Annotated in this window: 21 protein-coding genes and 1 pseudogene; 8 read left to right on the forward strand and 14 right to left on the reverse strand. The window is 56.6% G+C overall.

Going from position 1 to position 23,455, the window contains the following annotated elements:
* The first annotated feature begins 45 nt into the window (after nucleotides 1–45).
* The 3 genes from recF (at nucleotide 46) to yidA (ending at nucleotide 4,622) form a co-directional block, all read left to right on the forward strand.
* On the forward strand, nucleotides 46–1,131 hold the full coding sequence (gene recF / locus F8R23_RS21305; protein WP_099064431.1) for a DNA replication/repair protein RecF: 1,086 nt from the start codon (nucleotides 46–48) through the stop codon (nucleotides 1,129–1,131).
* Nucleotides 1,132–1,149: 18 nt separating this feature from the next.
* Nucleotides 1,150–3,564, forward strand: coding sequence for a DNA topoisomerase (ATP-hydrolyzing) subunit B (gyrB, locus tag F8R23_RS21310; RefSeq protein ID WP_112349464.1), 2,415 nt, complete (start codon nucleotides 1,150–1,152; stop codon nucleotides 3,562–3,564).
* A 242-nt stretch (nucleotides 3,565–3,806) separates the two neighbouring features.
* Nucleotides 3,807–4,622 (forward strand): sugar-phosphatase, encoded by an 816-nt coding sequence (gene yidA, locus F8R23_RS21315; protein WP_129937738.1) that lies wholly within the window; start codon nucleotides 3,807–3,809, stop codon nucleotides 4,620–4,622.
* Between the two features lie 45 nt (nucleotides 4,623–4,667).
* Here the strand turns inward: yidA and F8R23_RS21320 are convergent, their stop codons facing one another.
* Genes F8R23_RS21320 through F8R23_RS21330 form a run of 3 tightly spaced genes read right to left on the reverse strand, consistent with a single transcriptional unit; the run spans nucleotide 4,668 to nucleotide 7,166 of the window.
* Nucleotides 4,668–5,609 carry an ornithine cyclodeaminase family protein gene (locus tag F8R23_RS21320; RefSeq protein WP_151415967.1) on the reverse strand — a complete coding sequence of 314 codons (942 nt, stop codon included), beginning with the start codon at nucleotides 5,607–5,609 and terminating at the stop codon, nucleotides 4,668–4,670.
* Nucleotides 5,596–6,564, reverse strand: coding sequence for a threonine/serine dehydratase (locus F8R23_RS21325; protein WP_112349461.1), 969 nt, complete (start codon nucleotides 6,562–6,564; stop codon nucleotides 5,596–5,598). The genes F8R23_RS21320 and F8R23_RS21325 overlap by 14 nt, the downstream gene beginning before the upstream one ends.
* The gene (locus F8R23_RS21330) at nucleotides 6,561–7,166 is read right to left on the reverse strand and encodes a helix-turn-helix transcriptional regulator (RefSeq protein ID WP_129936199.1); all 606 of its coding nucleotides are present in this window, start codon (nucleotides 7,164–7,166) and stop codon (nucleotides 6,561–6,563) included. Before F8R23_RS21330 ends, F8R23_RS21325 begins: the two co-directional genes overlap by 4 nt.
* Before the next feature lie 103 nt (nucleotides 7,167–7,269).
* On the opposite strand from F8R23_RS21330, the pseudogene F8R23_RS21335 reads away from it, so the two are divergent.
* Both F8R23_RS21335 and F8R23_RS21340 read left to right on the forward strand, forming a co-directional pair.
* Nucleotides 7,270–7,404, forward strand: a pseudogene (locus tag F8R23_RS21335) (MFS transporter); the annotation flags it as partial.
* Between the two features lie 67 nt (nucleotides 7,405–7,471).
* On the forward strand, nucleotides 7,472–8,752 hold the full coding sequence (locus F8R23_RS21340; protein ID WP_151415968.1) for a YidR family protein: 1,281 nt from the start codon (nucleotides 7,472–7,474) through the stop codon (nucleotides 8,750–8,752).
* Between the two features lie 34 nt (nucleotides 8,753–8,786).
* Here F8R23_RS21340 and F8R23_RS21345 read toward each other — a convergent pair whose 3' ends face one another.
* Entirely contained in the window at nucleotides 8,787–9,131 is a 345-nt protein-coding gene (locus tag F8R23_RS21345; protein ID WP_129936201.1) for a YceK/YidQ family lipoprotein, read from the reverse strand.
* A 303-nt stretch (nucleotides 9,132–9,434) separates the two neighbouring features.
* Between F8R23_RS21345 and ibpA the strand changes: the two genes are divergently transcribed.
* The 3 genes from ibpA (at nucleotide 9,435) to F8R23_RS21360 (ending at nucleotide 12,211) form a co-directional block, all read left to right on the forward strand.
* On the forward strand, nucleotides 9,435–9,848 hold the full coding sequence (gene ibpA, locus F8R23_RS21350; RefSeq protein WP_099064446.1) for a small heat shock chaperone IbpA: 414 nt from the start codon (nucleotides 9,435–9,437) through the stop codon (nucleotides 9,846–9,848).
* Between the two features lie 110 nt (nucleotides 9,849–9,958).
* Complete coding sequence (gene ibpB, locus F8R23_RS21355) at nucleotides 9,959–10,387, forward strand: small heat shock chaperone IbpB (protein WP_099064447.1); 429 nt, start codon at nucleotides 9,959–9,961, stop codon at nucleotides 10,385–10,387.
* A 165-nt stretch (nucleotides 10,388–10,552) separates the two neighbouring features.
* Nucleotides 10,553–12,211, forward strand: coding sequence for a putative transporter (locus F8R23_RS21360; RefSeq protein ID WP_112349455.1), 1,659 nt, complete (start codon nucleotides 10,553–10,555; stop codon nucleotides 12,209–12,211).
* 54 nt (nucleotides 12,212–12,265) lie between these two features.
* Here F8R23_RS21360 and F8R23_RS21365 read toward each other — a convergent pair whose 3' ends face one another.
* The 10 genes from F8R23_RS21365 to F8R23_RS21410 form a co-directional block, all read right to left on the reverse strand.
* Nucleotides 12,266–13,519: a valine--pyruvate transaminase gene (locus F8R23_RS21365; RefSeq protein ID WP_099065693.1), complete on the reverse strand. Its 1,254-nt coding sequence runs from the start codon at nucleotides 13,517–13,519 to the stop codon at nucleotides 12,266–12,268.
* Nucleotides 13,520–13,653: 134 nt separating this feature from the next.
* Complete coding sequence (locus F8R23_RS21370; RefSeq protein ID WP_151415969.1) at nucleotides 13,654–15,720, reverse strand: alpha-amylase; 2,067 nt, start codon at nucleotides 15,718–15,720, stop codon at nucleotides 13,654–13,656.
* Between the two features lie 161 nt (nucleotides 15,721–15,881).
* Nucleotides 15,882–16,859, reverse strand: coding sequence for a glyoxylate/hydroxypyruvate reductase GhrB (gene ghrB, locus F8R23_RS21375; protein WP_129936203.1), 978 nt, complete (start codon nucleotides 16,857–16,859; stop codon nucleotides 15,882–15,884).
* Nucleotides 16,860–17,017: 158 nt separating this feature from the next.
* Nucleotides 17,018–18,286, reverse strand: coding sequence for an MFS transporter (locus F8R23_RS21380; RefSeq protein WP_112349451.1), 1,269 nt, complete (start codon nucleotides 18,284–18,286; stop codon nucleotides 17,018–17,020).
* A gap of 97 nt (nucleotides 18,287–18,383) precedes the next feature.
* Nucleotides 18,384–19,343 carry a sugar kinase gene (locus F8R23_RS21385; RefSeq protein ID WP_099065698.1) on the reverse strand — a complete coding sequence of 320 codons (960 nt, stop codon included), beginning with the start codon at nucleotides 19,341–19,343 and terminating at the stop codon, nucleotides 18,384–18,386.
* A gap of 6 nt (nucleotides 19,344–19,349) precedes the next feature.
* Nucleotides 19,350–20,102 (reverse strand): sugar phosphate isomerase/epimerase family protein, encoded by a 753-nt coding sequence (locus F8R23_RS21390; RefSeq protein ID WP_129936204.1) that lies wholly within the window; start codon nucleotides 20,100–20,102, stop codon nucleotides 19,350–19,352.
* Nucleotides 20,103–20,286: 184 nt separating this feature from the next.
* A complete protein-coding gene (locus F8R23_RS21395; RefSeq protein ID WP_129936312.1) occupies nucleotides 20,287–21,303 on the reverse strand; it encodes a LacI family DNA-binding transcriptional regulator in 1,017 nt (338 codons plus the stop codon).
* Nucleotides 21,304–21,441: 138 nt separating this feature from the next.
* Nucleotides 21,442–22,104, reverse strand: a complete 663-nt coding sequence (locus F8R23_RS21400; RefSeq protein ID WP_085115192.1) for an OmpA family lipoprotein — start codon at nucleotides 22,102–22,104, stop codon at nucleotides 21,442–21,444.
* 267 nt (nucleotides 22,105–22,371) lie between these two features.
* Entirely contained in the window at nucleotides 22,372–22,830 is a 459-nt protein-coding gene (locus tag F8R23_RS21405) for an N-acetyltransferase (protein ID WP_151416024.1), read from the reverse strand.
* A complete protein-coding gene (locus tag F8R23_RS21410) occupies nucleotides 22,806–23,369 on the reverse strand; it encodes a DNA-3-methyladenine glycosylase I (protein ID WP_085115194.1) in 564 nt (187 codons plus the stop codon). The genes F8R23_RS21405 and F8R23_RS21410 overlap by 25 nt, the downstream gene beginning before the upstream one ends.
* Nucleotides 23,370–23,455 lie beyond the last annotated feature (86 nt).

The following is a 23,455-nucleotide window of genomic DNA, read 5'->3' on the forward strand; positions in this document are numbered from 1 at the left end:
GGTATATAAGGTTGGATAACTTACCGTCATGGGTAAAGAGATTGCATGGCTCTGACGCGTTTACTGATTAAAGATTTTCGCAATATAGAAGATGCAGATTTGGCGCTGGCGCCGGGATTCAACTTCCTGGTGGGGCCCAATGGCAGCGGAAAGACCAGCGTGCTTGAGGCGGTTTACACCCTCGGGCACGGGCGGGCTTTTCGCAGCCTGCAGGCCGGTCGGGTGATCCGCCACGACCAGCCGGAGTTTATTTTGCACGGCCGTATTGACGGTGCAGAACGTGAAATATCCGTAGGATTAAGCAAGAGCCGTCAAGGGGACAGCAAGGTACGTATCGATGGCAGCGACGGCCACAAAGTGGCTGAACTGGCGCAGCTATTGCCGATGCAACTGATTACCCCCGAAGGTTTTACCCTGCTAAACGGTGGGCCGAAATTCCGGCGCGCCTTCCTGGACTGGGGCTGTTTTCATAACGAACCCGGTTTTTTCACCGCCTGGAGCAACCTGAAACGGTTACTGAAGCAGCGCAATGCCGCGCTGCGCCAGGTCAGTCGCTATGCGCAGATCCGCGCCTGGGATCAGGAACTGATCCCCTTGGCCGAGCGTATCAGCGAGTGGCGGGCAGCTTACAGCGACGCGATTGCCGCGGATATTACCGCGACATGCGCGCAGTTTTTGCCCGAATTTGCCCTGAGTTTCTCTTTCCAGCGTGGCTGGGACAAAGAGAGCGACTACGGAGAGCTGCTGGAGCGCCAGTTTGAGCGTGACAGGGCGTTAACCTATACCGCGGTGGGGCCGCATAAGGCGGACTTCCGCATCCGTGCCGACGGCACGCCGGTAGAGGATTTGTTATCGCGCGGTCAGCTTAAACTGCTGATGTGCGCGTTGCGCTTAGCGCAGGGTGAGTTTCTCACCCGGCAGAGCGGGCGGCGTTGCCTGTATCTGATTGATGATTTTGCCTCCGAGCTGGACACCGGCCGTCGCCGGTTACTGGCCGATCGCCTGAAAGCCACCCAGGCCCAGGTCTTTGTCAGTGCCGTCAGCGCTGAACAAGTGACCGATATGGCCGGTGAAAAGGGCAAGATGTTCCGCGTGGAACAAGGTAAAATAGAGGTTCAACCACAGGACTAAAATGAGCGAGAAACGTTGATGTCGAATTCTTATGACTCCTCAAGTATCAAGGTATTAAAAGGGCTGGACGCGGTGCGTAAGCGCCCGGGCATGTATATCGGCGACACCGATGATGGCACCGGTCTGCACCACATGGTATTCGAGGTTGTGGACAACGCTATCGACGAAGCACTCGCTGGCCACTGTAGTGACATCCAGGTGACCATCCATGCCGATAACTCCGTTTCGGTACAGGATGACGGCCGTGGTATCCCGACCGGTATTCACGAAGAGGAAGGGGTTTCTGCGGCACAGGTGATCATGACTGTGCTGCATGCCGGCGGCAAATTTGATGACAACTCCTACAAGGTTTCTGGCGGTCTGCACGGCGTGGGTGTTTCGGTTGTTAACGCCCTGTCTGAAAAACTGGAACTGGTGATCCGTCGTGAAGGCAAGGTGCACGAGCAAACCTACGCCATGGGCGAACCACAGGCGCCGCTGAAAGTGGTCGGTGAAACCGATCAGACCGGCACCACGGTGCGTTTCTGGCCGAGCTATGAAACCTTCACCAATAATGTCGAATTTGAGTACGATATTCTGGCCAAGCGCTTGCGCGAACTCTCATTCCTGAACTCTGGTGTGTCTATCCGCCTGAAAGACAAACGCACGGACAAAGAAGACCACTTCCACTATGAAGGCGGTATCAAGGCGTTTGTTGAGTACCTGAACAAAAACAAAACCCCGATCCATCCAAACGTGTTCTATTTCTCGACCATGAAAGACGACATCGGTGTGGAAGTGGCGCTGCAGTGGAACGACGGTTTCCAGGAAAATATCTACTGCTTCACCAACAACATCCCACAGCGTGATGGGGGTACTCACCTGGTCGGTTTCCGTACCGCGATGACCCGTACCCTGAACAGCTACATGGATAAAGAAGGCTACAGCAAAAAAGCCAAAATCAGCGCCACCGGTGACGATGCGCGTGAAGGCCTGATTGCTGTGGTTTCGGTGAAAGTGCCGGATCCGAAATTCTCTTCTCAGACCAAAGACAAGCTGGTTTCTTCTGAGGTGAAAACGGCGGTTGAAACGCTGATGAACGAGAAGCTGGTCGATTATCTGATGGAAAACCCGAGCGATGCGAAAATCGTCGTCGGCAAAATCATCGATGCGGCACGTGCTCGTGAAGCAGCGCGTAAAGCGCGTGAAATGACCCGTCGTAAAGGCGCATTGGATCTGGCCGGCCTGCCGGGCAAACTGGCGGATTGCCAGGAACGTGATCCGGCGCTGTCTGAACTGTACCTGGTGGAAGGGGACTCAGCGGGCGGCTCTGCCAAGCAGGGGCGTAACCGTAAGAACCAGGCGATCCTGCCGTTGAAAGGTAAAATCCTCAACGTTGAGAAGGCGCGCTTCGACAAGATGCTGTCTTCACAGGAAGTCGCGACACTGATCACTGCACTGGGTTGCGGCATTGGCCGCGATGAGTACAACCCGGACAAGCTGCGCTACCACAGCATCATTATCATGACCGATGCCGACGTCGATGGCTCGCACATCCGTACGCTGCTGTTGACCTTCTTCTACCGTCAGATGCCGGAAATCATTGAGCGCGGTCACGTGTTCATTGCCCAGCCGCCGCTGTACAAGGTGAAAAAAGGCAAGCAGGAGCAGTACATCAAAGATGACGAGGCGATGGATCAGTACCAAATCGCCATCGCGATGGACGGTGCCACCCTGCACACCAACGCCAGCGCCCCAGCGCTTGCCGGTGAGCCATTGGAGAAACTGGTTGCCGAGCACTACAGCGTGCAGAAGCTGATCGGTCGCATGGAGCGCCGCTACCCGCGTGCACTGCTGAACAACCTGATCTACCAGCCGACTTTGTTGGAAGGCGATTTGAGCGATCAAGCCAAGGTTAAGACCTGGATTGATTCGCTGGTGAAATTGCTGAACGATAAAGAACAGCACGGCAGCAGCTATGACTCGGTGATCTTTGAGAACCGTGAGCGCCAGATGTTTGAGCCGGTACTGCGCATCCGTACCCACGGTGTGGACACCGACTACGCGCTGGACTTCGAATTCATTCACGGCGGTGAATACCGCAAAATCTGCGTGCTGGGTGAGAAACTGCGCGGCCTGATCGAAGAAGATGCCTACATCGAACGTGGTGAGCGTCGCCAGCCGATTGAAAGCTTCGAGCAGGCGTTGGAGTGGCTGGTGAAAGAGTCACGCCGTGGTCTGGCAGTACAGCGTTATAAAGGTCTGGGCGAAATGAACCCAGAGCAGCTGTGGGAAACCACCATGGATCCGGAAAGCCGCCGCATGCTGCGCGTGACGGTGAAGGACGCCATTGCTGCTGACCAACTGTTCACCACCCTGATGGGTGATGCGGTTGAACCTCGTCGTGCCTTTATCGAAGAAAATGCCCTGAAAGCGGCCAACATCGATATCTAACCTCTTTCTCCCCAAAATAATTCAGGTTGCATCAAGGCGGCAACTGAGCGAATCCCCAGGAGCTTAGATAACTAAGTGACTGGGGTGAGTCAAGGCAGCCAACAAAGAGGCAGCCTGAAGTATGATGGGGGCATTGAAAATCCGCGCCGGGAAACTTGCGCGGATTTTTTTACGCCTTTTTTGGCGCTGACATTCCGGGCTGAAACGCGTTAGCATGGGGAAAACCACTGGGAGAGGCTCTAATGGCTATTGAATTGATTGCGATTGATATGGACGGCACGCTGCTCAATCCGCAGCACCAGATTACGCCGGCGGTAAAGCAGGCGATCGTCGAGGCACGCCGCAAAGGGGTGCATGTGGTGCTGGCCACCGGGCGGCCTTACGTCGGCGTGCAGGATTATCTGCGTCAGTTGGATATTCAGGGCCCCGGTGATTTCTGTATTACCTATAACGGTGCACTGGTTTTACAGGCGGCAGACGGCGCCTGCATCCTGCAGGAAACACTGGGTTTTGAGGATTACCTGCACTTCGAGAAGATGGCTCGCGAGTTTGGCGTCCATTTCCAGGCGTTTGATTTCGATACCCTGTATACCCCGAACAAGGATATCGGCAAATACACCGTACATGAGTCTGAGATGACCGGTATTCCGCTGAAATACCGCAGCGTGGAAGAGATGGATCCTTCGATTCGTTTCCCGAAAGTGATGATGATCGACGAACCGGAACTGTTGGATCGCGCTATCGCTCGCATCCCGGCAGAAACGCGGGAACGTTACACCATCCTGAAAAGCGCGCCTTATTACCTGGAAATCTTGCACCAGAAAGTGGATAAGGGGGCTGGGGTGAAAATGCTGGCCGATCATCTCGGTATTGCGCGTGAAAATGTGATGACGTTGGGCGATCAGGCCAACGACACGGCGATGATTGAGTATGCTGGGTTGGGCGTGGCAATGGGTAATGCTATCCCAGAACTGAAAGCGGTAGCACAGTACGTTACCACTACCAACACTGAAGACGGTGTAGCACGCGCCATCGAGAAATTTGTGCTGAATGCCTGATAGTATTTTGCCTCCAAGGGGCGCAGCCGCGCCCCTTTAAGCCGCTTATAACCGCGCTAAAATGCCCTTCACAATCTGCACGTCCTGAATCGCCAGCCCGGTCAGATCGGCCAGGGTGATTTGCTGAGGGTCGCTGCGCACTTTTATCCCCTGAGCCAATGCGGCACCCAGTTCGACGATCGGCGTCGATTTAAGCAAACCCTGCCGGTAAGCAGTGGCGATCTCACCAAACTCGGTACATTGTGCCAAAGAATCCACCAACAGCACATCCGCCCTGGCCACCAGATCGGCTGCCAGCTCTTGCTTACCCTGTCCGTCTGCGCCGACCGCGGTGATGTGGGTACCGGGCTGGATATCCGCCGCCTGCAGAATGGGTTCGCGACTCGGAGTGGTGGTGACAATCAAGCGGCAGTGCGCCGCCAGTTCCACCGCATCCTGGGTGATCTGCACCCGGAAACCTTCTGCTTCGGCATCGCGCCGGTAGGCTTGCAAAGCCACGTCGTTGCGACCCCATACCCAAACCTCACGGCAGGCGGTCTGGGGTTTTAACTGTTGCAACTGCAACCGGGCCTGCATGCCGCAGCCGACGATGCCAATCGCCGGGATCTCCTCCGGAGCGCAGAGTTCGGCGGCAATTCGCCCGGCCAGCGCGGTGCGTAACGCGGTTAGCCAACCTTCGTCCAGCAACAGTGCCTGCGGCTCACCGGTTTGCGCCGAGAAGGCCATCATCAGCCCCTGATTACTGGCTAACCCTTGCGCCGGATTACGGTAAAAGCCGGAAGAGACCTTGACGACAAATTGCTCGTCGCCTTCCAGCCAGGCCGATTTAATGCAGCTGTCACCAGCCGCCTGTTCAAACAGAAAATGCTGTACCGGAGGCTGTTGCACCTGTTGCTGTGAATAGGCAATAAAACCCTGTTTGAGCAACAAGGTGACGGCATCTGTATTGAAAGCGTCAAGGATCTGCCGTTTGTTAATGATTTTCATCGGCAATGGCCTTGAGGTATTTCTCCAGTACGATGTTTTTCCCGCACAGTACCACCGCCACTTTTTTTCCCTGGAATTCCGCTGCCAGTTTGATGGCGGCGGCTAAGGCCACCCCGGCGGCACCTTCGATGATCCAGCGATCGCTGGCGGCTATCTGACGCATGGCCTGTTTGATTTCCGCTTCACTGACCAATATTTTGCGATTGATCACCTGCTGACACAGCGGGAAGGTGATGGCACCCGGTTCAACGCCGCCGGCAGTGCCATCAGACAGGGTGTCCTGCTCTTCTACCGGGTAAATATGACCGGCCTGCAGTGCGCTATACATGCTGGTGGCATTTTCCGGCCAGCAGGCAATAAGCTGGGTTTTCGGCGACAATTGCTGCAAAACGGTGCCAATTCCTGAGATATAACCCCCGCCGCCCACGGCGACGAATACCGCATCTAAATCCGCTTGCTGCTCCACCAACTCCATGCCGCAGGTACCCTGACCGGCAATCACCTGTGGGTCGTTATAGGGGGAAATATAGACCTTGCCCTGTTCAGCGGCGGCCTTTTCTCCCGCCTGTTCGGCATTCAGCGCGTCACCCGGTACCAGCTCGACCTTGCCACCCAGTGCACGGATGGTCTCGAGTTTGATCGCGGCCGCTGTCTCCGGGGCATACACCGTCACGCTGACGCCCATCAATTTTCCTGCCAGCGCGACGGCTTGGCCGTGATTGCCGGTCGAGGCAGCGATCACTCCGCGACTGCGCTGTGACTCACTCAGCAGCCGCAGTTTGTTGCTGGCGCCGCGAAACTTGAAAGAGCCGGTATGTTGCAGATGGTCGCATTTCAGATACAGCTCGCAGCCCAACTGCTGTGACAGCAGCACGCTGCGTTCCAGCGGGGTCACGCGAACCTGCGGGCGCAATTGCTGATGGGCGGTAACAATCGCGTCAAATAGCTGACTCATACAGACTCCTTGATATTTTTCAGATAGTTGTAGACGGTAGCGCGGCCTATTCCAAGGATTTTGGCGACGTAGCCGGCGGCATTTTTTCCTTTGAAGGCCCCCTGGTGATACAGAGCCTCCACCATTGCCCGCCGGCCCGCGCTGTTAAGCGTGTTGAGCGTCTGCTGGCGTTGTTGCAACCATTGGTGAATAAAGGTGTTGATGCGTTCCTGCCAGTCGTCCTGGAACAGCACGTCCGGCTGTGGTTGCAGGGCATTACCGCCAAGAAAGACTTCCAGCGCGGCTTTGGCGCTTTCCAGCACGGTGATATCAAGATTGATGCACATCAGACCAATAGGGTCGCCATTATCATCGCGCAATACTGCGCTGATAGAGCGCAGTTGACTGCCATCCCAATTGCGCTTCAGATAGGGGCCGATCACCTGCAAACCGCGATCGTCCTGTAGTTCGCTCAGGTTGGAGTCTTCGCCCAGCTCACGCTGCGATCGGTTATTGCTGATGTAAACCAGCTTCTGGCTGGCAAGATCGTGAAGTGCCACTTCGGCGTAAGGGGAGAACAACAACGTAATGGCATCGGCGATGGCGTGGTAGCGGTTCAGCATGGCGATCTTTTTTTGGATTTAAAAATCCAATTTAGAATTTATTTTCTAATTTGTAAATCACTAAGCTTCCCGATTCGGTGTTTTTTTTGATCAATCTTGTATTTTTGGTAACGGTTTTGCCTCCATCACCGGGTCGCTGGTGTCATCGCTGGCACCGACCCGGTTGATCGGTTTGACCGGCGGGGTGTTTAACTTTGTCGGTGGGCTGGGGGGGATCACGGTTCCGCTGGTGGTGGGTGATGTGAAACGCGTCTGCTGATCCGGTAAGATGGCGGCTCAGTGCCAGCATGAGCAGGGGAGCCGCCATGAGCCATCGGGAAAAACAGCTGACTTTTGATCCACGTGGACATCAGTTAACCAATATTAACGTCTGGACGCCGGACAGCCAGTGGCTGGCTTATGACGTACGCCCGAGCGGCGCTTCTTTCACCGGCCTGAGCATCGAACGGGTGAACGTTGACAGTGGGATGGTGGAAGTGGTGTATCGCGCTCAGCACGGTGCCCACGTGGGCGTGGTGACCGTCAGCCCTGATGCACCGGCGCGCTATGCCTTTATTCACGGCCCAGAGCATCCTGATAGCGTTTGGCATTACGATTTTCACCATCGTCGCGGGGTGATCGTCAGCGAACCGGATCGCGAACTGGCCATTACCCTCGATGCGATGGATATCACCGCACCTTATACCCCAGGCGCCCTGCGCGGCGGCACGCACGTTCACGTGTTTAGTCCGGACGGCAGTCGCCTGAGCTTTACCTACAATGACCACGTGATGCATGAGCTGGACCCGGCGCAGGATTTGCGAAACGTTGGGGTGGCCGTACCGTTACAGGGTGTGAATCCCCCCAAGCAGCATCCGCGTGAATATGATGGCAGCCATTACTGCGTGCTGGTCAGCGAGACTACGCCGCAGCCGCAACCGGGCAGTGACCAAATTAATCGAGCTTACGAAGAGGGCTGGGTCGGCCAACATGGCTATATTCGGCCAGACGGACGGCAGCAGCGCTGGGCGCTGGCGTTTATCGGCGATACGATTTCCAGCAGCGGTGAAACGTTACCCGAGGTTTTCATTGTTGATTTGCCGCAGGATGACGCCGATTACGCCAAAGCCGGTGCCCGTCCGTTGCAAGGCACCGCCACCCATTTACCTGCGCCTCCGTTGGGGGTACGTCAACGTCGGCTGACCTTTACCGGCCGGCGGCGTTATCCCGGCGTGGTGACCACTCCCCGTCACTGGCTGCGCAGCTCACCCGACGGCAGTATGATCGCCTGCCTGATGAAGGATGACACGGGAGTGGTGCAACTGTGGACGCTTTCACCCAATGGCGGTGAACCGCACCAGGTCACCCGCGGTGAGCAAGGGATCCAGTCGGCATTCAGTTGGCATCCGCAGGGGGGCCGGATTGCACTGGTGTGTGATAACAGCCTGATGTTGTGTGAGGTGTCCAGCGGACGGATGCAGCGTTTGACGCAACGTACTGCACTGCCGCCATCGGGGGATGCGATTGTGTTCTCGCCGGACGGCAGCAAAGTGGCGTTTATGCGTGAAATCGACGGATTCAGCCAGATTTTTGTGGCCGAGGTGTGAGCTAATGCGGGTACATGGCCCGCATCAAACTATTTTACTGCGGCGTGGCCGCGGCGGCATGAGCAGGGTCGCCGCTGGCGGCCAGGTTCTGCTCTTCACCGCGCAAGATGCGTGCTTTCGGTGAGTCTGCGGTGCCGTCACTGCCGGAGCGCATGTAGTCGTAAGGTAGTAATACGGTGTCCATCACCGCCGAGAATGGCAGGTCCAACGCGACCAGCGGCATCATTGCCCAACTGGTGTTGTCGTCCTTCAGAACATCCATGCTGGCACGGGTGCCGGGATAGTAGCCCTGATTCGGGCCGGTGTGACTCATCACACTGGAGCAGCCGTTGCTCGCTAACAGCATGCAACTGGTTGCAATCACTCTTATCGTTTTCATTTTCCATCCTGCAGGGTGCTGTTCCCCAAAATCTGCTGATCTATAACATCTTGTGGATGTTTTAAAAGGAGCAAGAGTCCGCTCTGTGGCGGCCGTCTCAGTTTATTGTAAGGGATAAAAAAACTTTCGCCGCACTGATTATCATTTTTTTGCTCGTCCGCGCTTGAAATGGTGAAAGCAACCCCCATTTTCTTATCAGATGTAAATTAAGAATTCGCCGTAAGGGAATTCTGATTATTTAGTCTGTCCCAATGGGAAGGCTTAATTATTAAACCTCGCTGAAGTGCCTTAGGAGGCTGTTTTATGCGTAATTTTGATCTCTCTCCGCTCTACCGTTCCGCGATTGGCTTTGACCGTTTGTTTAATGCGTTGGAGGCGGGCCAGAGTCAGGGGAATGGCGGTTATCCCCCTTATAATGTTGAGCTGGTGGATGAAAATCATTACCGCATCACCATCGCGGTGGCCGGTTTTGCCGAGCAAGAGCTGGAAATTACCGCTCAGGATAACCTGCTGATAGTACGGGGCGCCCATAATAACGAACCGGCGGAAAGAACCTACTTATATCAAGGTATTGCCGAACGCAACTTTGAACGTAAATTCCAGTTGGCCGAACATATCCAAATTAAAGGCGCCAAATTGGAAAACGGTCTGTTGTATATCGATATGGAACGTATCGTGCCGGAAACATTAAAACCGCGCCGGATCGAAATTAAATAATGCCTATTTCATCGGCGGAACGAACCGCCGGTGCAATGAATGTTAGTCAACTTGCCTGCCGTCAGGGGGCGATTTAAACATCATCTCGCTTCATAGAAGGAGTTAATACTATGCGCAATTACGACTTATCCCCGCTGCTGCGTCAGTGGATCGGTTTTGACAAGCTGGCCAGTTCAATGGGCGGCCAGGAGCCGCAAGGGTTCCCGCCTTACAACATCGAGAAAAGCGACGATAACCACTACCGCATTTCTCTGGCGCTGGCCGGGTTCAAACAAAGCGAGCTGGATATTGAAGTTGAAGGTCCGCGCCTGACCGTGCGTGGCAAGCCGACGCCAACGGAAAAACAGGTGGAATATCTGCACCAGGGGTTGGTGTGTAAAGAGTTCACCCTGACCTTCACGCTGGCTGAGCATCTGCAGGTGTCCGAAGCTCAGTTTGAAAACGGCCTGCTGCATATTGATCTGGTGCGTCAGGTACCGGAAGCCCTGCAGCCACAGCGGATTGCCATCGGCACCACGCCAGGGCTGGAAGCCAAATAATCGACTGAGAAATAGTTAAATTTTCAGGGGAAGTCCTAACGGGCTTCCCCTTTGCTTTCTGTGGCACAAGCCACAGTCACCCTTTCCCGCTTATGCCAAAATCCCTGTTAATTATGCGCCTTTAACCGCAAAGCGGTTGTTAAACTTCTGGCAAGGATGTGACCTATGAGCGAAATCGCCCTGACCGTCAGCATGTTGGCGTTGGTGGCCGTTCTCGGGCTGTGGATGGGTAACTGGAAGATCTATGGGGTGGGACTGGGCATCGGTGGGGTGCTGTTCGGTGGCATTATCGTTGGGCATTTCGCCCAGAGTTGGCAGCTCAATCTTAACGGCGACATGTTGCACTTCATCCAGGAGTTCGGCCTGATCCTGTTCGTTTACACCATTGGTATTCAGGTCGGTCCGGGTTTCTTCTCTTCATTGCGGGTCTCCGGACTAAGGCTCAACGGTTTCGCCATTTTACTGGTGTTGGTTGGCGGGGTCGTTGCTGCAGTGGTTCACAAGCTGTTTGCCGTGCCGCTACCGATCATTCTGGGCGTATTCTCCGGGGCGGTCACCAATACACCCGCGCTCGGCGCCGGGCAGCAAATTCTTACCGATTTGGGGTCTGACCCGGCCCTGGTCGATCGCATGGGCATGGGCTACGCCATGGCTTATCCGTTTGGCATCTGCGGCATTCTGCTGGTGATGTGGCTGATACGCCTGTTTTTCCGCATTAATATCGAGCGGGAGGCGCAGGCGTTTGAAAGTAGCCTGGGAAACCAGCGCGAACTGCTGCACACCATGAACGTGGCTGTGTGTAACCCCAATCTGCAGGGAATGGCGATCAAAAATGTGCCGTTGTTGAACGGTGAGGACATCATATGTTCGCGGCTGAAACGCGGCGATTTGCTGATGGTGCCGGCCCCACTTGAGAAGCTGGAACTGGGCGACTATCTGCATCTGGTGGGCAAGCGCGAAAGCCTGGAAAATGCCCGGCTGGTGATTGGCGAGGAGGTCGACGTTTCGCTGTCAACGCGCGGTACAGAGCTGCAGGTGGTGAGAGCGGTGGTGACCAATGAAAAGGTGTTGGGCAGTAAAATCCGCGATCTGAACCTGAAGCAAAAATACGACGTGGTGATCTCGCGCCTCAACCGTTCCGGCGTCGAGCTGGTGGCCGGCAGTAATGTGACGCTGCAATTTGGTGACATTCTCAATCTGGTGGGCCGACCTGAATCGATCGAGGCGGTGGCAGCGATTGTCGGCAACGCCCAACAGAAGCTACAACAGGTGCAGATGCTACCGGTGTTTATCGGTATCGGTCTGGGCGTGCTGCTGGGGTCGGTGCCGCTGTTTATTCCGGGTTTCCCGGCGGCATTGCGTCTGGGGCTGGCCGGTGGCCCACTGGTGGCGGCGCTGATCCTTGGGCGTATCGGCAGCATCGGCAAGCTGTACTGGTTTATGCCGCCCAGTGCCAATCTGGCGCTGCGTGAACTGGGGATCGTGTTGTTTCTGGCGGTGGTCGGGTTGAAGTCGGGCGGCAACTTTGTCGATACGCTGATTAACGGTGAAGGGTTAGCCTGGATTGGCTATGGTGCGCTGATTACCGCTATCCCACTGCTCAGCGTGGGCATACTGGCACGGATGGTGGGCAAGATGAACTACCTGACGCTGTCCGGCATGCTGGCAGGGTCGATGACCGATCCACCGGCACTGGCCTTCGCTAACGGTTTGCACCCGACCAGCGGCGCTGCCGCGCTGTCCTATGCCACGGTTTATCCGTTGGCGATGTTCCTGCGCATTATGTCGCCGCAGTTGCTGGCGGTACTTTTCTGGGCAATGTAAAAAACAGGGCCATGTAAAACGACGGGGCGCCACGCGTGCGCCCCATCTCAACGATCAGCCTGCGTCCTGGTGCGCGCGTTCGATCTCTTCCGCCAGAATTGCCACGCCACGCTCAATTTTCTCCGGATCCGGCACGTAGTTCATCCGCATGCACTGATGGGTATGCGGCCATTCGTGCTCCAGCCCCGGGAAGAAGTAGTGACCCGGTACCATCAGCACGCCGCGTTTTTTCAGGCGCTGATACAGCAGTTCGGTAGTGATTGGCAGATCCTTGAACCACAGCCAGAGGAAAATCGCCCCTTCCGGTTTATGGATCAGGCAGCGCTCCGGCGACAGGTAACGGCGAATAATCTCGATAGTGTGCTCGACACGCTGCTTGTAAAACGGGCGGATCACCTCGTTTGACAACCGCAGCAGGTCGCCGCGTTCAATCATTTCCGTGGCCATCGCCGGCCCGATGCTGCCCGGTGACAGGCTGATGATACCGTTCATGTTGGTCAGGGCGCTGATGGTCTTCTCATCGGCGATCACAATGCCGCAGCGTGAGCCGGGCAGGCCGAGTTTCGACAGGCTCATGCACAGAATGATGTTAGGGTTCCACAGCGGCGTTGCGTCGCTGAAGATAATGCCGGGGAAGGGCACACCATAGGCGTTATCGATCACCAGCGGAATATTGCGCTGTTGCGCCAACCGGTCGAGCTTCATCAGCTCTTCGTCGGTGATCACGTTGCCGGTAGGGTTAGTCGGGCGTGATACGCAAATCATGCCGATGTCATCACCGATGTTCAGGTGTTCGAAATCAACGTGATACTTGAACTGGCCTTCCGGCAGCAGTTCGATGTTGGGCTTGGCCGAGACAAACAGCCCTTCGTCCAACCCGGCATCGGCATAGCCAATATATTCCGGTGCCAGCGGGAACAACACGCGGCGGCGGCTGCCGTCGGCATAGCGACCGGCAAACAGGTTAAACAAGTAGAAAAACGCGCTCTGACTGCCATTTGTCAGTGCAATATTCTGTGGTGATATCTGCCAGCCCAGCTCGTCGCGCAGCAATTTGGCCAGGGCTTTCAGCAGGGCGTCTTTGCCCTGCGGCCCGTCATAGTTACACAGCGCCTCGGTCAGTTTGCCCTGGTCGAGCATCTCCTGACACAGCTGTTTGAAGTAGCTTTCCATCTCTGGAATTTGCGCCGGATTACCGCCGCCAAGCATGATGGCGCCGGGGGTGCGCAGGCCTTCGTTCAGGTCATCCATCAAACGGGTAATGCCCGCGTAACGGGTAAATTTGTCGCCGAAAAGTGAAAAAGTCATAGGTGCAGCTGTATTGTTTTTAGCAGGTAATCCCCCACCATACCGCCAGACAATTTTCGGTGCAATGCGGTTCATAAAACAACCTCCGGGAGCAAATTTCACCCAGTGGTTATTTATCAGCATATTCCGCTGAATTAATATGACCGATCGCCGACCCACACCACCATCACCTTATCGCCGCCGAGCCGGCGGCTGAAGGCGTAATAGTGCGCCGTTTGCTGCGACTGCTGGGTGCCGGCACCGATCGCCGGATGGCGGGCGCGGAATTGTCCCAGACGCTGCCAGTGGGCCAGCAGGGGAGCTTTGTTGCCCTGCAGTTCGCTCCAGTTCATGTCGGAACGGGTACCCTGCAGCGGATCCGAACCGGTCGGGCCAAGCTGACGGCCACTTTCATCACCGTAGTAAATCTGTACCGCGCCGGGGGCCAGCAGCAGCAGATCGGCGGCGCGCTGTTGCAGCGGCAGGGACCCTTTGGCATCGCTGGTAAAGAACAGCCGGGTATCGTGCGAGGAGATATAACTCAACACGTTGAAATCCTGTAGCTTGTCGGCCATCTGTTGATAGGTGGCGTCGATGCTGGAGAAGCAGCCCAGAGCCAGCGACGCCTGATCCTGGAAATCAAAATTGATCATCGCGTCGAAGCCGTTCTGGTAATAGTCGCTTTTCATCACGCCATGTCCCCAGGCTTCTCCGGTCATCCAGAACGGGGCGTTATCCAGCGCCTGCTGCGGATGGGCGGCTTTCCACTCGGCCAACGCCGCCGTGGCACGCTGTTTCAGCAGCGCCAAGGTCGGTTTCTCAACGTGCTTGGCGGTATCGACGCGGAAGCCGTCAATGCCGTAGTCGCGAACCCATTGACTGAGCCAGGTCGTCAGGTAGTCACGGGTAGTGGCACCGGCAATGTCCTGTGCGGCGCTATCGGGTTTGTGGCGATAAAACAGCGGTAGACCGCTGGCACCGGGCGCTTCAGTTTTGATGTCCGGGAGGAAAGCCAGCGACATGGTGAGGTCGTCATAGCCCGGCGAGTCGTAGTCGCCGATATCGGTGCGGATCCAGTTTTTGCCCCACCAGGCGTCCCAACCGGCCTTATCGCTGAAGTTGATGTAATCATTGAAGCTATGCCAGTTTTGACCTGCGCCCGGTCGCCAGTCGCTCCAGTTTTTACCCAGCGTTTTTTCGATCTCCGCACCTTTCAGATATAACGAGCCGAACTGGAAGGTCTGCATATCCGCCAGCGTGGCGTAACCGACGTGGTTCACCACCACGTCAAACAGAATGCGGATCCCACGCTGGTGCGCCTGCTCAACCAGCGTGCGCAGATCTTGCTCGCTGCCCATGTTGGCATCGAGTCGGGTCCAGTCCAGCGCGTAGTACCCGTGATAGGCGTAATGCGGGAAGTCGCCCTTGGTGCCGCCGCCGACCCAGCCGTGGATTTGCTCCAGCGGTGAACTGATCCACAGCGCATTGACGCCGAGCTGTTGCAGGTAATCGAGCTTTTGAGTGAGGCCGGCCAGATCGCCGCCGTGGAAGGTGCCTATTTCCTGCATGCCGTCACTGTGGCGTCCGTAGCTGTGGTCATTGGTCGGGTTGCCGTTCTCAAAGCGGTCGGTCAAGGCGAAGTAGACGGTGGCGTTGTGCCAGTTGAACGGGGCGACTTTCTCGCTGCTTGCCGACTCCAGCAACAGTAATCCTCCGCTGCCTGCGGCGGGTTGCAGGGTGACTTTGCCCTGGTTGACCTTCGCCGTTTGGCCAGAATAGAAATCACGCAGCGTTTCGCCTTCGGCAAAGGTGCCCGAAACGTCAAGCGTGAGCGGCTTGCCGTCCCAGCGTTGGCAGGTGTGTGCCACCGAAGCGGTGGCGGTTTCCGGTGCTGTTTTCAGACTGAGCTGCAACGTCGGCGTTCCGCTGCGGGTGTCGATACGCACCTGATATTCACCGGCGCGGAACAGCCGCCAGCTAACCGGCGGATTATCGCCGCAGGGTTGCAGCGACAGAGTTTGATTCAGTTTGGCCGTGGCAGTTGGCTGCCAGCACTGTTGGTCCTGGTAAATCTTCAGCGGCAGTTCGCCCTTGGGCAAGGTGGCGTGGCTGGTGAACAGGCCGCTGGCGGATTCGTCAAAGGCCGGGAAGCTTTGCAGCGTCCAGCTCGCCATTGCCGCTGGTGACAGCAGCATCAGCAGGGGAAGGGTCAGGCGTTTCATGGCTCTCCTTACGCGTGGCAGGAAGCGTTTTTATTGTAGGGTAATGTCCAGTGTGACTAATGATGAAAAAATAGCCTCATCCCGGCGGGGAATTTCGGGGGGTGGAGAAGGAAGGGGGAGAGGGATAGAACGAAATGGGCGGCGGTAGCCGCCCTTCATGACTATTTCTTCAGCAGCTGCGGATTAACACAGTTTTCTTTGACCGTGCCGGTCAATGCAGCAATCAGGTTGTCGACGGCGCATTCGGCCATACCGTAGCGGGTCTCATGGGTCGCAGAACCGATATGCGGCAGCGCGACTACGTTTGGCAGCGTCAGCAACGGTGAAGAAACGTCCAACGGTTCTTTTTCGAACACGTCCAGCCCGGCAGCGTGGATAGTGCCGTTTTGCAGTGCTTCGATCAGTGCCGCTTCGTCTACCACCGGGCCACGACCGGCGTTGATCAGAATGCCGCTCTTTTTCATCTTCGCCAGTTGATCACGGCTGATCATATGGAAGGTTTCATCGGTCAGCGGCAGCGTAATGCAGATGAAATCGGATTCGGCCAGCAGGGTATCCAGATCGCAGCGGTGGGCGTTAAAGCGTTGTTCCGCTTCTTCATGAGTGCGGCGCGCGTTGTACAGCACCGGCATGCCGAAACCGAAGTGCGCACGTTGTGCCAGTGCCAGCCCGATCCGCCCCATACCGAGGATGCCGATGGTTTTATGGTGCACGTCGACGCCAAACCAGTCCGCCCCGATACTACCCTGCCATTCGCCGGCTTTCACCCGCTCGGCCACTTCCACTACCCGGCGCGCCGTTGCCAGTACCAGACTCATGATGGTATCGGCGACGGTTTCGGTCAGCACGGTCGGGGTATGCATCAGCAGCACGTTATGGGCGTTAAGCGCGTCAACGTCGAAATTGTCGTAACCGACGGAGATGGTTGAGGCTGCACGCAGTTTGGGCGCCTGCTGCAGGAAAGCCTCATCAATTTTACCGCCTGAACCGATGATCCCTTCCGCCTGTTGCAGCGCCTGGCGCAGCTCATCGCGGTTTTCCGGGTTCAGGCCGTCGAAGGCGTGCACGGTGAAGTGCTGTTCCAGCCGTTCACGCAGGTCGGCGGGAATGCTTTTGTATAAAACGATAGAAGGCTTCATCACAAACTCCAGCAATACCCTTCGTCTTTCAGACTGCCGCGTTGTTAACTGCTCGAACTTCCCCCAGTTACTTAAGTCACTGGGGGAAGTTCGTTTGTCGCCTAGCTGCAGCCTGAAATCCATTGGGTATATTCAACAGAAAATAAATTATAACGAGACTAAGCCAGTTGTGGTTGGGCCTCGTTGCGAGCGGGCTTGACGATTAGCGTCAGCACCACCGCCACCAGCAGGGCAATGGCCATAAACATATAAGAAGCTGCCGGGCTGCCGGTAGCGCCGTTCAGGTAACCGACAAACCACGAGCCGAAGAAGGAGCCCAGTGCACCCATACTGTTGATCAGCGCCATGGCGCCACCGGCGACGTTTTTCGGCAGCATTTCAGGAATGATGGCGAAGAAAGGTCCATAAGGGGCGTACATGGCGGCACCGGCAATCACCAGCAGGGTGTAAGAGACCCAAAAATGGTTGGCACCGACGGCGTAAGAGCCGAAGAATGCCAGCGCGCCAATCAGCAACAATGGCCAGACGAACAGTTTACGGTTTTGCATTTTGTCCGAAGCCCAGGATACCAGGATCATGGCGATAGTCGCCGCCAGATAAGGCACCGCCGACAGCCAGCCGGCTTCCACCATACCCATCTGCATGCCGCTGCGCAGGATCGAAGGCAACCACAGCACGAAGCCGTACACACCGATACTCCAGGCAAAGTACTGCGCGCACAGCAAAATCACGTTGCGTGAGCGGAAGGCTTCACCGTAATTACGCACCGCTTTAATGCCTTTCTGTTCTTCTTCCAGCTGTTGCTGCAACGCCAGCTTTTCATCATCGTTCAGCCATTTGGCCTGCGCCGGTTTGTCTTTGGCCAGCACCCACCAGCAGAAGGCCCAGATCACCGCCGGAATACCTTCAAAGATAAACATTTCACGCCAGCCATAGGCGTGGATCAGGTAGCCGGAAACCACCGACATCCACAGCACCGTTACCGGGTTACCGAGGATCAGGAAGGTATTGGCGCGTGAGCGTTCTGATTTGGTGAACCAGTTGCTGATGTAAATCAACATCGCCGGCATGACCGCGGCTTCCACTACGCCGAGGATAAAGCGGATAGCGGCCAGCATGGGGATATTACTGACCATGCCGGTCAGCGAGGCGCAGGCACCCCACAGGATTAGGCACCAGAAAATCAGTTTTTTAACGCTGCGGCGTTCGGCATAGATCGCACCGGGGATTTGGAAAAAGAAATAGCCGAGGAAAAACAGCGCACCCAGCAGCGATGACATGCCTTTGGTGATGCCCAGATCGTCATTGATGCCGGCGGCCGAGGCAAAGCTGAAGTTGGCTCGGTCGAGATAGGCCAGGCTGTAGGTGATAAACACGATGGGCATGATGTACCACCAGCGTTTAGCCGCGAGAGTCGCTTTGTTCATGTTCAGATTCCTCAGTGTTCTCTCAACGCGTCCTGGTTGTAGGGCCAGAGGTACACGTCATGCAGAGAAGTCGGTTAACCGATTATGTTTGTTATATTTATTCAGCCAGTGCCGCGCGGGTCGGCAAACCTTCACTGTCGCCGATGGCCTGGATCGCCAGCGAGCCGATTTTGTTGCCGCGTTGCACCGCCTGTTTCAGCGTTTTGCCTTCCAGCAGGGCGCTAATGGTCCCGACGGCAAAACCGTCTCCCGCCCCCACGGTATCCACCACGTTGCTGACTTTGACGGCCGCGACGGCCGCCTGATCGCCTGCTGCGGTTTTAAACCAGGCGCCGTCCGGGCCGGTTTTGATGATCACCGCCTGCACGCCGCGCTCCAGGTAAAAATCGGCAATGCCTTCCGGCGTTGATTGGCCGGTGAGGATTTGTCCTTCTTTCAGCCCCGGCAGCACCCAGTCGGCGGCAAACGCCAGCTTGTTCAGTTGCTCGATCATCACCTGTTGGCTGGACCACAGCACCGGACGCAAATTGGGATCAAACGAAATGGTTTTGCCCATCGCACGCATTTCACGTGCGGCGTGGTGACACAGCGCCAGCGACTGGCCGGACAGGGCCGCGGCCACGCCACTCAGGTGCAGATGGCGGGCGGAACCGAAATAATCGCGGTTGAAATCGTCCGCCGAAAGATGACTGGCCGCCGAGCCTTTGCGGAAATACTCCACACTGGGATCGGTACCATCGGTGGTTTTTGATTTGATCTGAAAACCGGTCGGGTAATTGCCGTCTACCGTCACCTGCTGGGCGTTAATGCCTTCTTTTTTCAATTGTTGCAGGGTGAAACGGCCGAAAGTGTCGTTGCCGACGCGGCTGACCCAGCCGACGTTCAGGCCCAGACGTGCCAGACCGATCGCCACGTTCAACTCGGCACCGGCAATGCGCTTGGTGAAGGTTTCCACTTCCGCCAGGTCGCCGGTTTGGGTTGCCACAAACATGGCCATGGCTTCACCCAGAGTGACGACGTCCAATGGCGTGCTATGTGCGGTTGTCAGCATTTTCATGATGTTTTACTCCGCGCGCAGCAGGTTAACGTAGTAGCGGGTCACTTCTTCCAGACTGTCGCCCTGCAACGGGAATTCAATGCCGCGTGGCGCATCCAGTGGCAGGCGGGTCAACAGCTCACGCCATTTACCGTCACTGTCATCCAGCGCCACGGCGCGCCAGCCGCGCAGACCATGGGTGGCGGCCTTAACGTGGACATAGCTGACGTGGCGAGCTAAACGTTCGGCAGCGGCGAAGGCGTCTTGCCCCACCCAGTGCCAGTTGGCCATATCGAAAGTCATGCTGACCGGCAAACGGTTATCTTCCGCCGCGTGGAAAAAGGCATTGAGCAGCGACAAAATGCCACAGTCAGGGGTCTGGTCATTTTCAACCACCAGGCTGACCGGATGCTGCTCTAGTGCCACTTTCAGTTCGGTGAAATCGAAGCCCGGCTGGTAGTGGCCCAGAGATAATTTTAACTGGCGCGCATTCAGCGTCTGGGCTTCCGCCAGCAGCGCCAGCAGGTTGGGGTTCAACGTATGCTGTGGGGTAAACAGGGCTTCGGGTGCGGAGTAAACGACGAACAGGTGCTGCTGTTCGATGGCCTGAGCCAATGTCGGCAGGCTCTGTAGCTCCTGGGCAGAAAACAGTTCGCGGCGGATTTCTACGCCGTCGGCGCCTGCACCGGCGATGATCGGCAGTAAAGCGGCCTGGCCGCCGAGCTGCTGGACTGTATCGGTGCCGTAGGCACCGGTCACCACGATAATTTCTCTGGTCATTGTTTTGCTCCTGAGGTGGCGTTATTCCCACCGCTGCTGTTAAGCACAAGTTAAATGGTACCGGTTCCAGACGAAAGCGACAGAATGTAAAAATATGATCGCAATCACGAACCTGAGCAAAAAATAGTCTGAATAAGGCGTTGCAGGAGCGCCGTAAGCCGCGCTCCTGCCGGAGAGAAGGGAATTATCGGGTGGTAGAGCCGCGCACGATCAGTTCGCCGGGGAACATCTGTTCGCTGATTGGTGTACCCAGGCCCTGAATGCGTTGCACCAGTTGCTCAAGTGCCGCATGGCCCATTTGATAGGTGGGTTGTTTCAGGGTGGTAATGCCCACCCCGGCCAGTTCGGCCCATTCCAGCTCGTCAAACCCCAACAGGCCGATATCGCTGCCCCACTGAATACCCAGACGGCGCATGGCGCGCGCCACCTGCAAGGTCAGGGCACCGTTGGCGGAAATCACTGCCTTGCGCATGCCGCGATGACGGGTATTGAAGTCACCGATCACGGCTTCCAGTTGCTTAACGTCGTTAAGCGGTGTTTCGGCCTGTTCGGCCAACAGCCCGGCATGTTGCGCCATGGTTTGGTTGAAGGCATGCAGCCGTTCCAGCCGGGTATTGACCGTGCCGACCGGCTCGCTGAGAAACAGAATGGCTTCGAAACCCTGTTGCAGCAGGTGTTCCGTGGCAATCGTCGCCGCTTCGTGATTGTCGAGGCCGACCACGTCGCAGGCAAAATCATGAATTTTGCGGTCGATCAGCACCATCGGCAGCATCGATTGTTGCAGCGTCGACAGCGCCTCTTCGCGCATGCCAACCGCGTTGACCACGATACCCTCAACCCGGTAGCTGCTGAGCAGTTGCAGGTAGTGCTGCTCCTGATTGACCTCGTTATTGGTATTACACACCAGCAGGGTAAAGCCGTGTTGGCGGCAGGCCGCTTCGATGCCGCGCATCACGTCCACCGAGTAGGGATTGGTGATATCGGCGATGATCAGGCCAATCAGTCGCGTCTGTCCGCCCTTCAGGCTGCGTGCCATCTGGCTTGGCCGGTAGTCGAGCTGGAGGATCGCCTGTTCGATACGCTGTTTGAGATCGTCAGAAAGCAGGTGCTGCTCACCATTCAAATAGCGCGATACGCTGGTTTTACCGGTCTTGGCGGTTTTCGCCACATCGCTGATGGTGGCTCGCCCCGAGGCGCGGATTGCCTTAACACTGCTCACAGCCGATCTCCCCTGTGGTTAATTGCCAAGGAGACTAACACACCCGACGCGGAGCCGGAATGTTGAATGGCAGAGTGCCGGGGGAATCAGAAACGGCGGGGCATAGCGCCCCGCACGGGATTACTGCAGCGGGCTGAGGGTGATCTCAACGCGGCGGTTTTGCGCCTTGCCTTCAGCGGTGCTGTTGGAGGCGATCGGGTTATCCGGACCGGCACCTGAGGTGCGAACGCGGTTGGCTGCTACGCCCTGGGTGATCAACGCGCTGCCAACGCCGTCGGCACGTTGCTGCGACAGGGTCATATTCAGCGCACGGGAGCCGGAGCTGTCGGTGTAGCCGATCACGTTAACCGCGGTTTTCGGGTATTCCTTCAACACCATGGCCACGCCGGTCAGGGTGTTGGCACCCGCCGGTTTCAGGGTGGCGCTGCTGCTGTCGAAGGTGACGTTGTTTGGCATGTTCAGCACGATATTGTCGCCCTGACGGGTCACGCTAACGCCGGTGCCTTTCATTTTGTCGCGCAGTTTGGCTTCCTGCACGTCCATGTAATAACCGGCACCGCCGCCCAGTGCTGCACCGGCCGCTGCGCCGATCAGTGCGCCTTTGCCGCGGTCTTTTTTCGACGAGGACAACATGCCGACGCCTGCGCCCAATGCCGCGCCGATCCCTGCGCCAATGCCGGATTTACCGGCTTCAGATTCCCCGGTGTACGGGTTGGTGGTACAGGCTGACAGCGTGAGCGCCAGGCTCACCGCGCCGGCAATAATCGCAATGCGTTTTTTCATGTTTTATCCTTTGTGGCATCAAAATCTGTGTGCGTCAGTCCAAGCTGGGGGACGCTAAAAAAACCGTGGCCGCCTGGCATGCCAGATTGCGGCGCTACTATGACGCGTATCCTCTCCGGCAGTTCCGGAAAAAAACGTGACAAATTATAAGCGGCTCACGGGCTGCGCCTGTTATCCGACAAAACGGAGGGGAATACCATGCAGCGGATTCTGAATTGAACGCACCCCGGTGCGGGATGCGTTGTTTTTGGCCAGAAGTGACAAAAATCAAACGGTGGCGGACCAGTTCATGATCAACGTATAGGCTTGAGTTTCTTCATTTAACAGGCGCTGGGTCACCTGGAAACCCTGCTTGTGGTAGAACGCACAGGCGCGCAGATTCTGCTGATAGACCTCCAGGCTCAGCCGGGGGTAGCGCTGTTGGACATGCGCCATCAGTGCTTGACCGACGCCACGGCCGTGAAACGCCTGGTCAACAAACAGCGCGCCAATAAAGCGTTGATCCAACACGCTGATAAAGCCGACGATCTCCCCTTGATACCAATACGCCCAACTGTGTGCTCGCGGCAGGTAGTTCTCTCGTACCAGCGTTGCGCTTTCCAGCCAGTAGCTTTCCTTCACGAACGGATGGGCAGCGATGGTGCTGGGCAGCCACAGGGCCATCAGCCGCGGCAAATCGACCGGCTGGCAAGGGCGGATCGCTATGGCTTTGGGTAGCAGAGGCAGCCTGTCAGATGATCGTTCACCAGCCCGCTGGCCTGCATAAAGGCATAACAGGTGGTAGATCCGATAAATTTGAAGCCGCGTTTTTTCAGCGCCTTGGACATGGCGTCCGAGCGTTCGGTTTTCGCCGGGACCTCGCTCAGTTGTTGCCAACGGTTGAGCAGCGGTTCGCCGTCGACAAAGGTCCAGATAAAGCTGACGAAATCTTCACCGGCGGCCTCCATCGCCAGATAGGCCCTGGCGTTGGCGATAATAGCTTCAATTTTGCCCCGGTGGCGGATAATGCCGCTGTCCTGCAGCAGCGTTTCCACCTCTTGCTCACTGATCGCTGCCACCCGCTGAGGATCGAAATTGTGGAAGGCGCGACGGTAGTTCTCACGCTTTTTCAACACGGTGATCCACGAAAGCCCGGCCTGTTGTCCTTCCAGACAAAGCATTTCAAACAGTTCACGCGCATCGGTGGTCGGCGCTCCCCATTCCTTGTCGTGATACTCGAGATATAACGGATCTGCCGTCACCCAACCGCAACGTTCATTGACCATAATGACTGTCCTTGTGCTGTGTTTATTTACAGTAAGCATCGCCCGAAGTGGTGAACTTGGCAAGCCCCTGATTGTTTTATCATCAG

The sequence above is a fragment of the Serratia proteamaculans genome (assembly GCF_008830365.1).
In the GTDB taxonomy this organism is placed as follows: Bacteria; Pseudomonadota; Gammaproteobacteria; order Enterobacterales; family Enterobacteriaceae; genus Serratia; species Serratia proteamaculans.

Excerpts from the sequence above, each read along its gene's own strand:
- recF (WP_099064431.1), top strand. The coding sequence starts at position 46 with ATGGCTCTGACGCGTTTACTGATTAAAGATTTTCGCAATATAGAAGAT.
- gyrB (WP_112349464.1), top strand. The coding sequence starts at position 1,150 with ATGTCGAATTCTTATGACTCCTCAAGTATCAAGGTATTAAAAGGGCTG.
- yidA (WP_129937738.1), top strand. The coding sequence starts at position 3,807 with ATGGCTATTGAATTGATTGCGATTGATATGGACGGCACGCTGCTCAAT.
- F8R23_RS21320 (WP_151415967.1), bottom strand. The coding sequence starts at position 5,609 with ATGAAAATCATTAACAAACGGCAGATCCTTGACGCTTTCAATACAGAT.
- F8R23_RS21325 (WP_112349461.1), bottom strand. The coding sequence starts at position 6,564 with ATGAGTCAGCTATTTGACGCGATTGTTACCGCCCATCAGCAATTGCGC.
- F8R23_RS21330 (WP_129936199.1), bottom strand. The coding sequence starts at position 7,166 with ATGCTGAACCGCTACCACGCCATCGCCGATGCCATTACGTTGTTGTTC.
- F8R23_RS21340 (WP_151415968.1), top strand. The coding sequence starts at position 7,472 with ATGAGCCATCGGGAAAAACAGCTGACTTTTGATCCACGTGGACATCAG.
- F8R23_RS21345 (WP_129936201.1), bottom strand. The coding sequence starts at position 9,131 with ATGAAAACGATAAGAGTGATTGCAACCAGTTGCATGCTGTTAGCGAGC.
- ibpA (WP_099064446.1), top strand. The coding sequence starts at position 9,435 with ATGCGTAATTTTGATCTCTCTCCGCTCTACCGTTCCGCGATTGGCTTT.
- ibpB (WP_099064447.1), top strand. The coding sequence starts at position 9,959 with ATGCGCAATTACGACTTATCCCCGCTGCTGCGTCAGTGGATCGGTTTT.
- F8R23_RS21360 (WP_112349455.1), top strand. The coding sequence starts at position 10,553 with ATGAGCGAAATCGCCCTGACCGTCAGCATGTTGGCGTTGGTGGCCGTT.
- F8R23_RS21365 (WP_099065693.1), bottom strand. The coding sequence starts at position 13,519 with ATGACTTTTTCACTTTTCGGCGACAAATTTACCCGTTACGCGGGCATT.
- F8R23_RS21370 (WP_151415969.1), bottom strand. The coding sequence starts at position 15,720 with ATGAAACGCCTGACCCTTCCCCTGCTGATGCTGCTGTCACCAGCGGCA.
- ghrB (WP_129936203.1), bottom strand. The coding sequence starts at position 16,859 with ATGAAGCCTTCTATCGTTTTATACAAAAGCATTCCCGCCGACCTGCGT.
- F8R23_RS21380 (WP_112349451.1), bottom strand. The coding sequence starts at position 18,286 with ATGAACAAAGCGACTCTCGCGGCTAAACGCTGGTGGTACATCATGCCC.
- F8R23_RS21385 (WP_099065698.1), bottom strand. The coding sequence starts at position 19,343 with ATGAAAATGCTGACAACCGCACATAGCACGCCATTGGACGTCGTCACT.
- F8R23_RS21390 (WP_129936204.1), bottom strand. The coding sequence starts at position 20,102 with ATGACCAGAGAAATTATCGTGGTGACCGGTGCCTACGGCACCGATACA.
- F8R23_RS21400 (WP_085115192.1), bottom strand. The coding sequence starts at position 22,104 with ATGAAAAAACGCATTGCGATTATTGCCGGCGCGGTGAGCCTGGCGCTC.
- F8R23_RS21410 (WP_085115194.1), bottom strand. The coding sequence starts at position 23,369 with ATGGTCAATGAACGTTGCGGTTGGGTGACGGCAGATCCGTTATATCTC.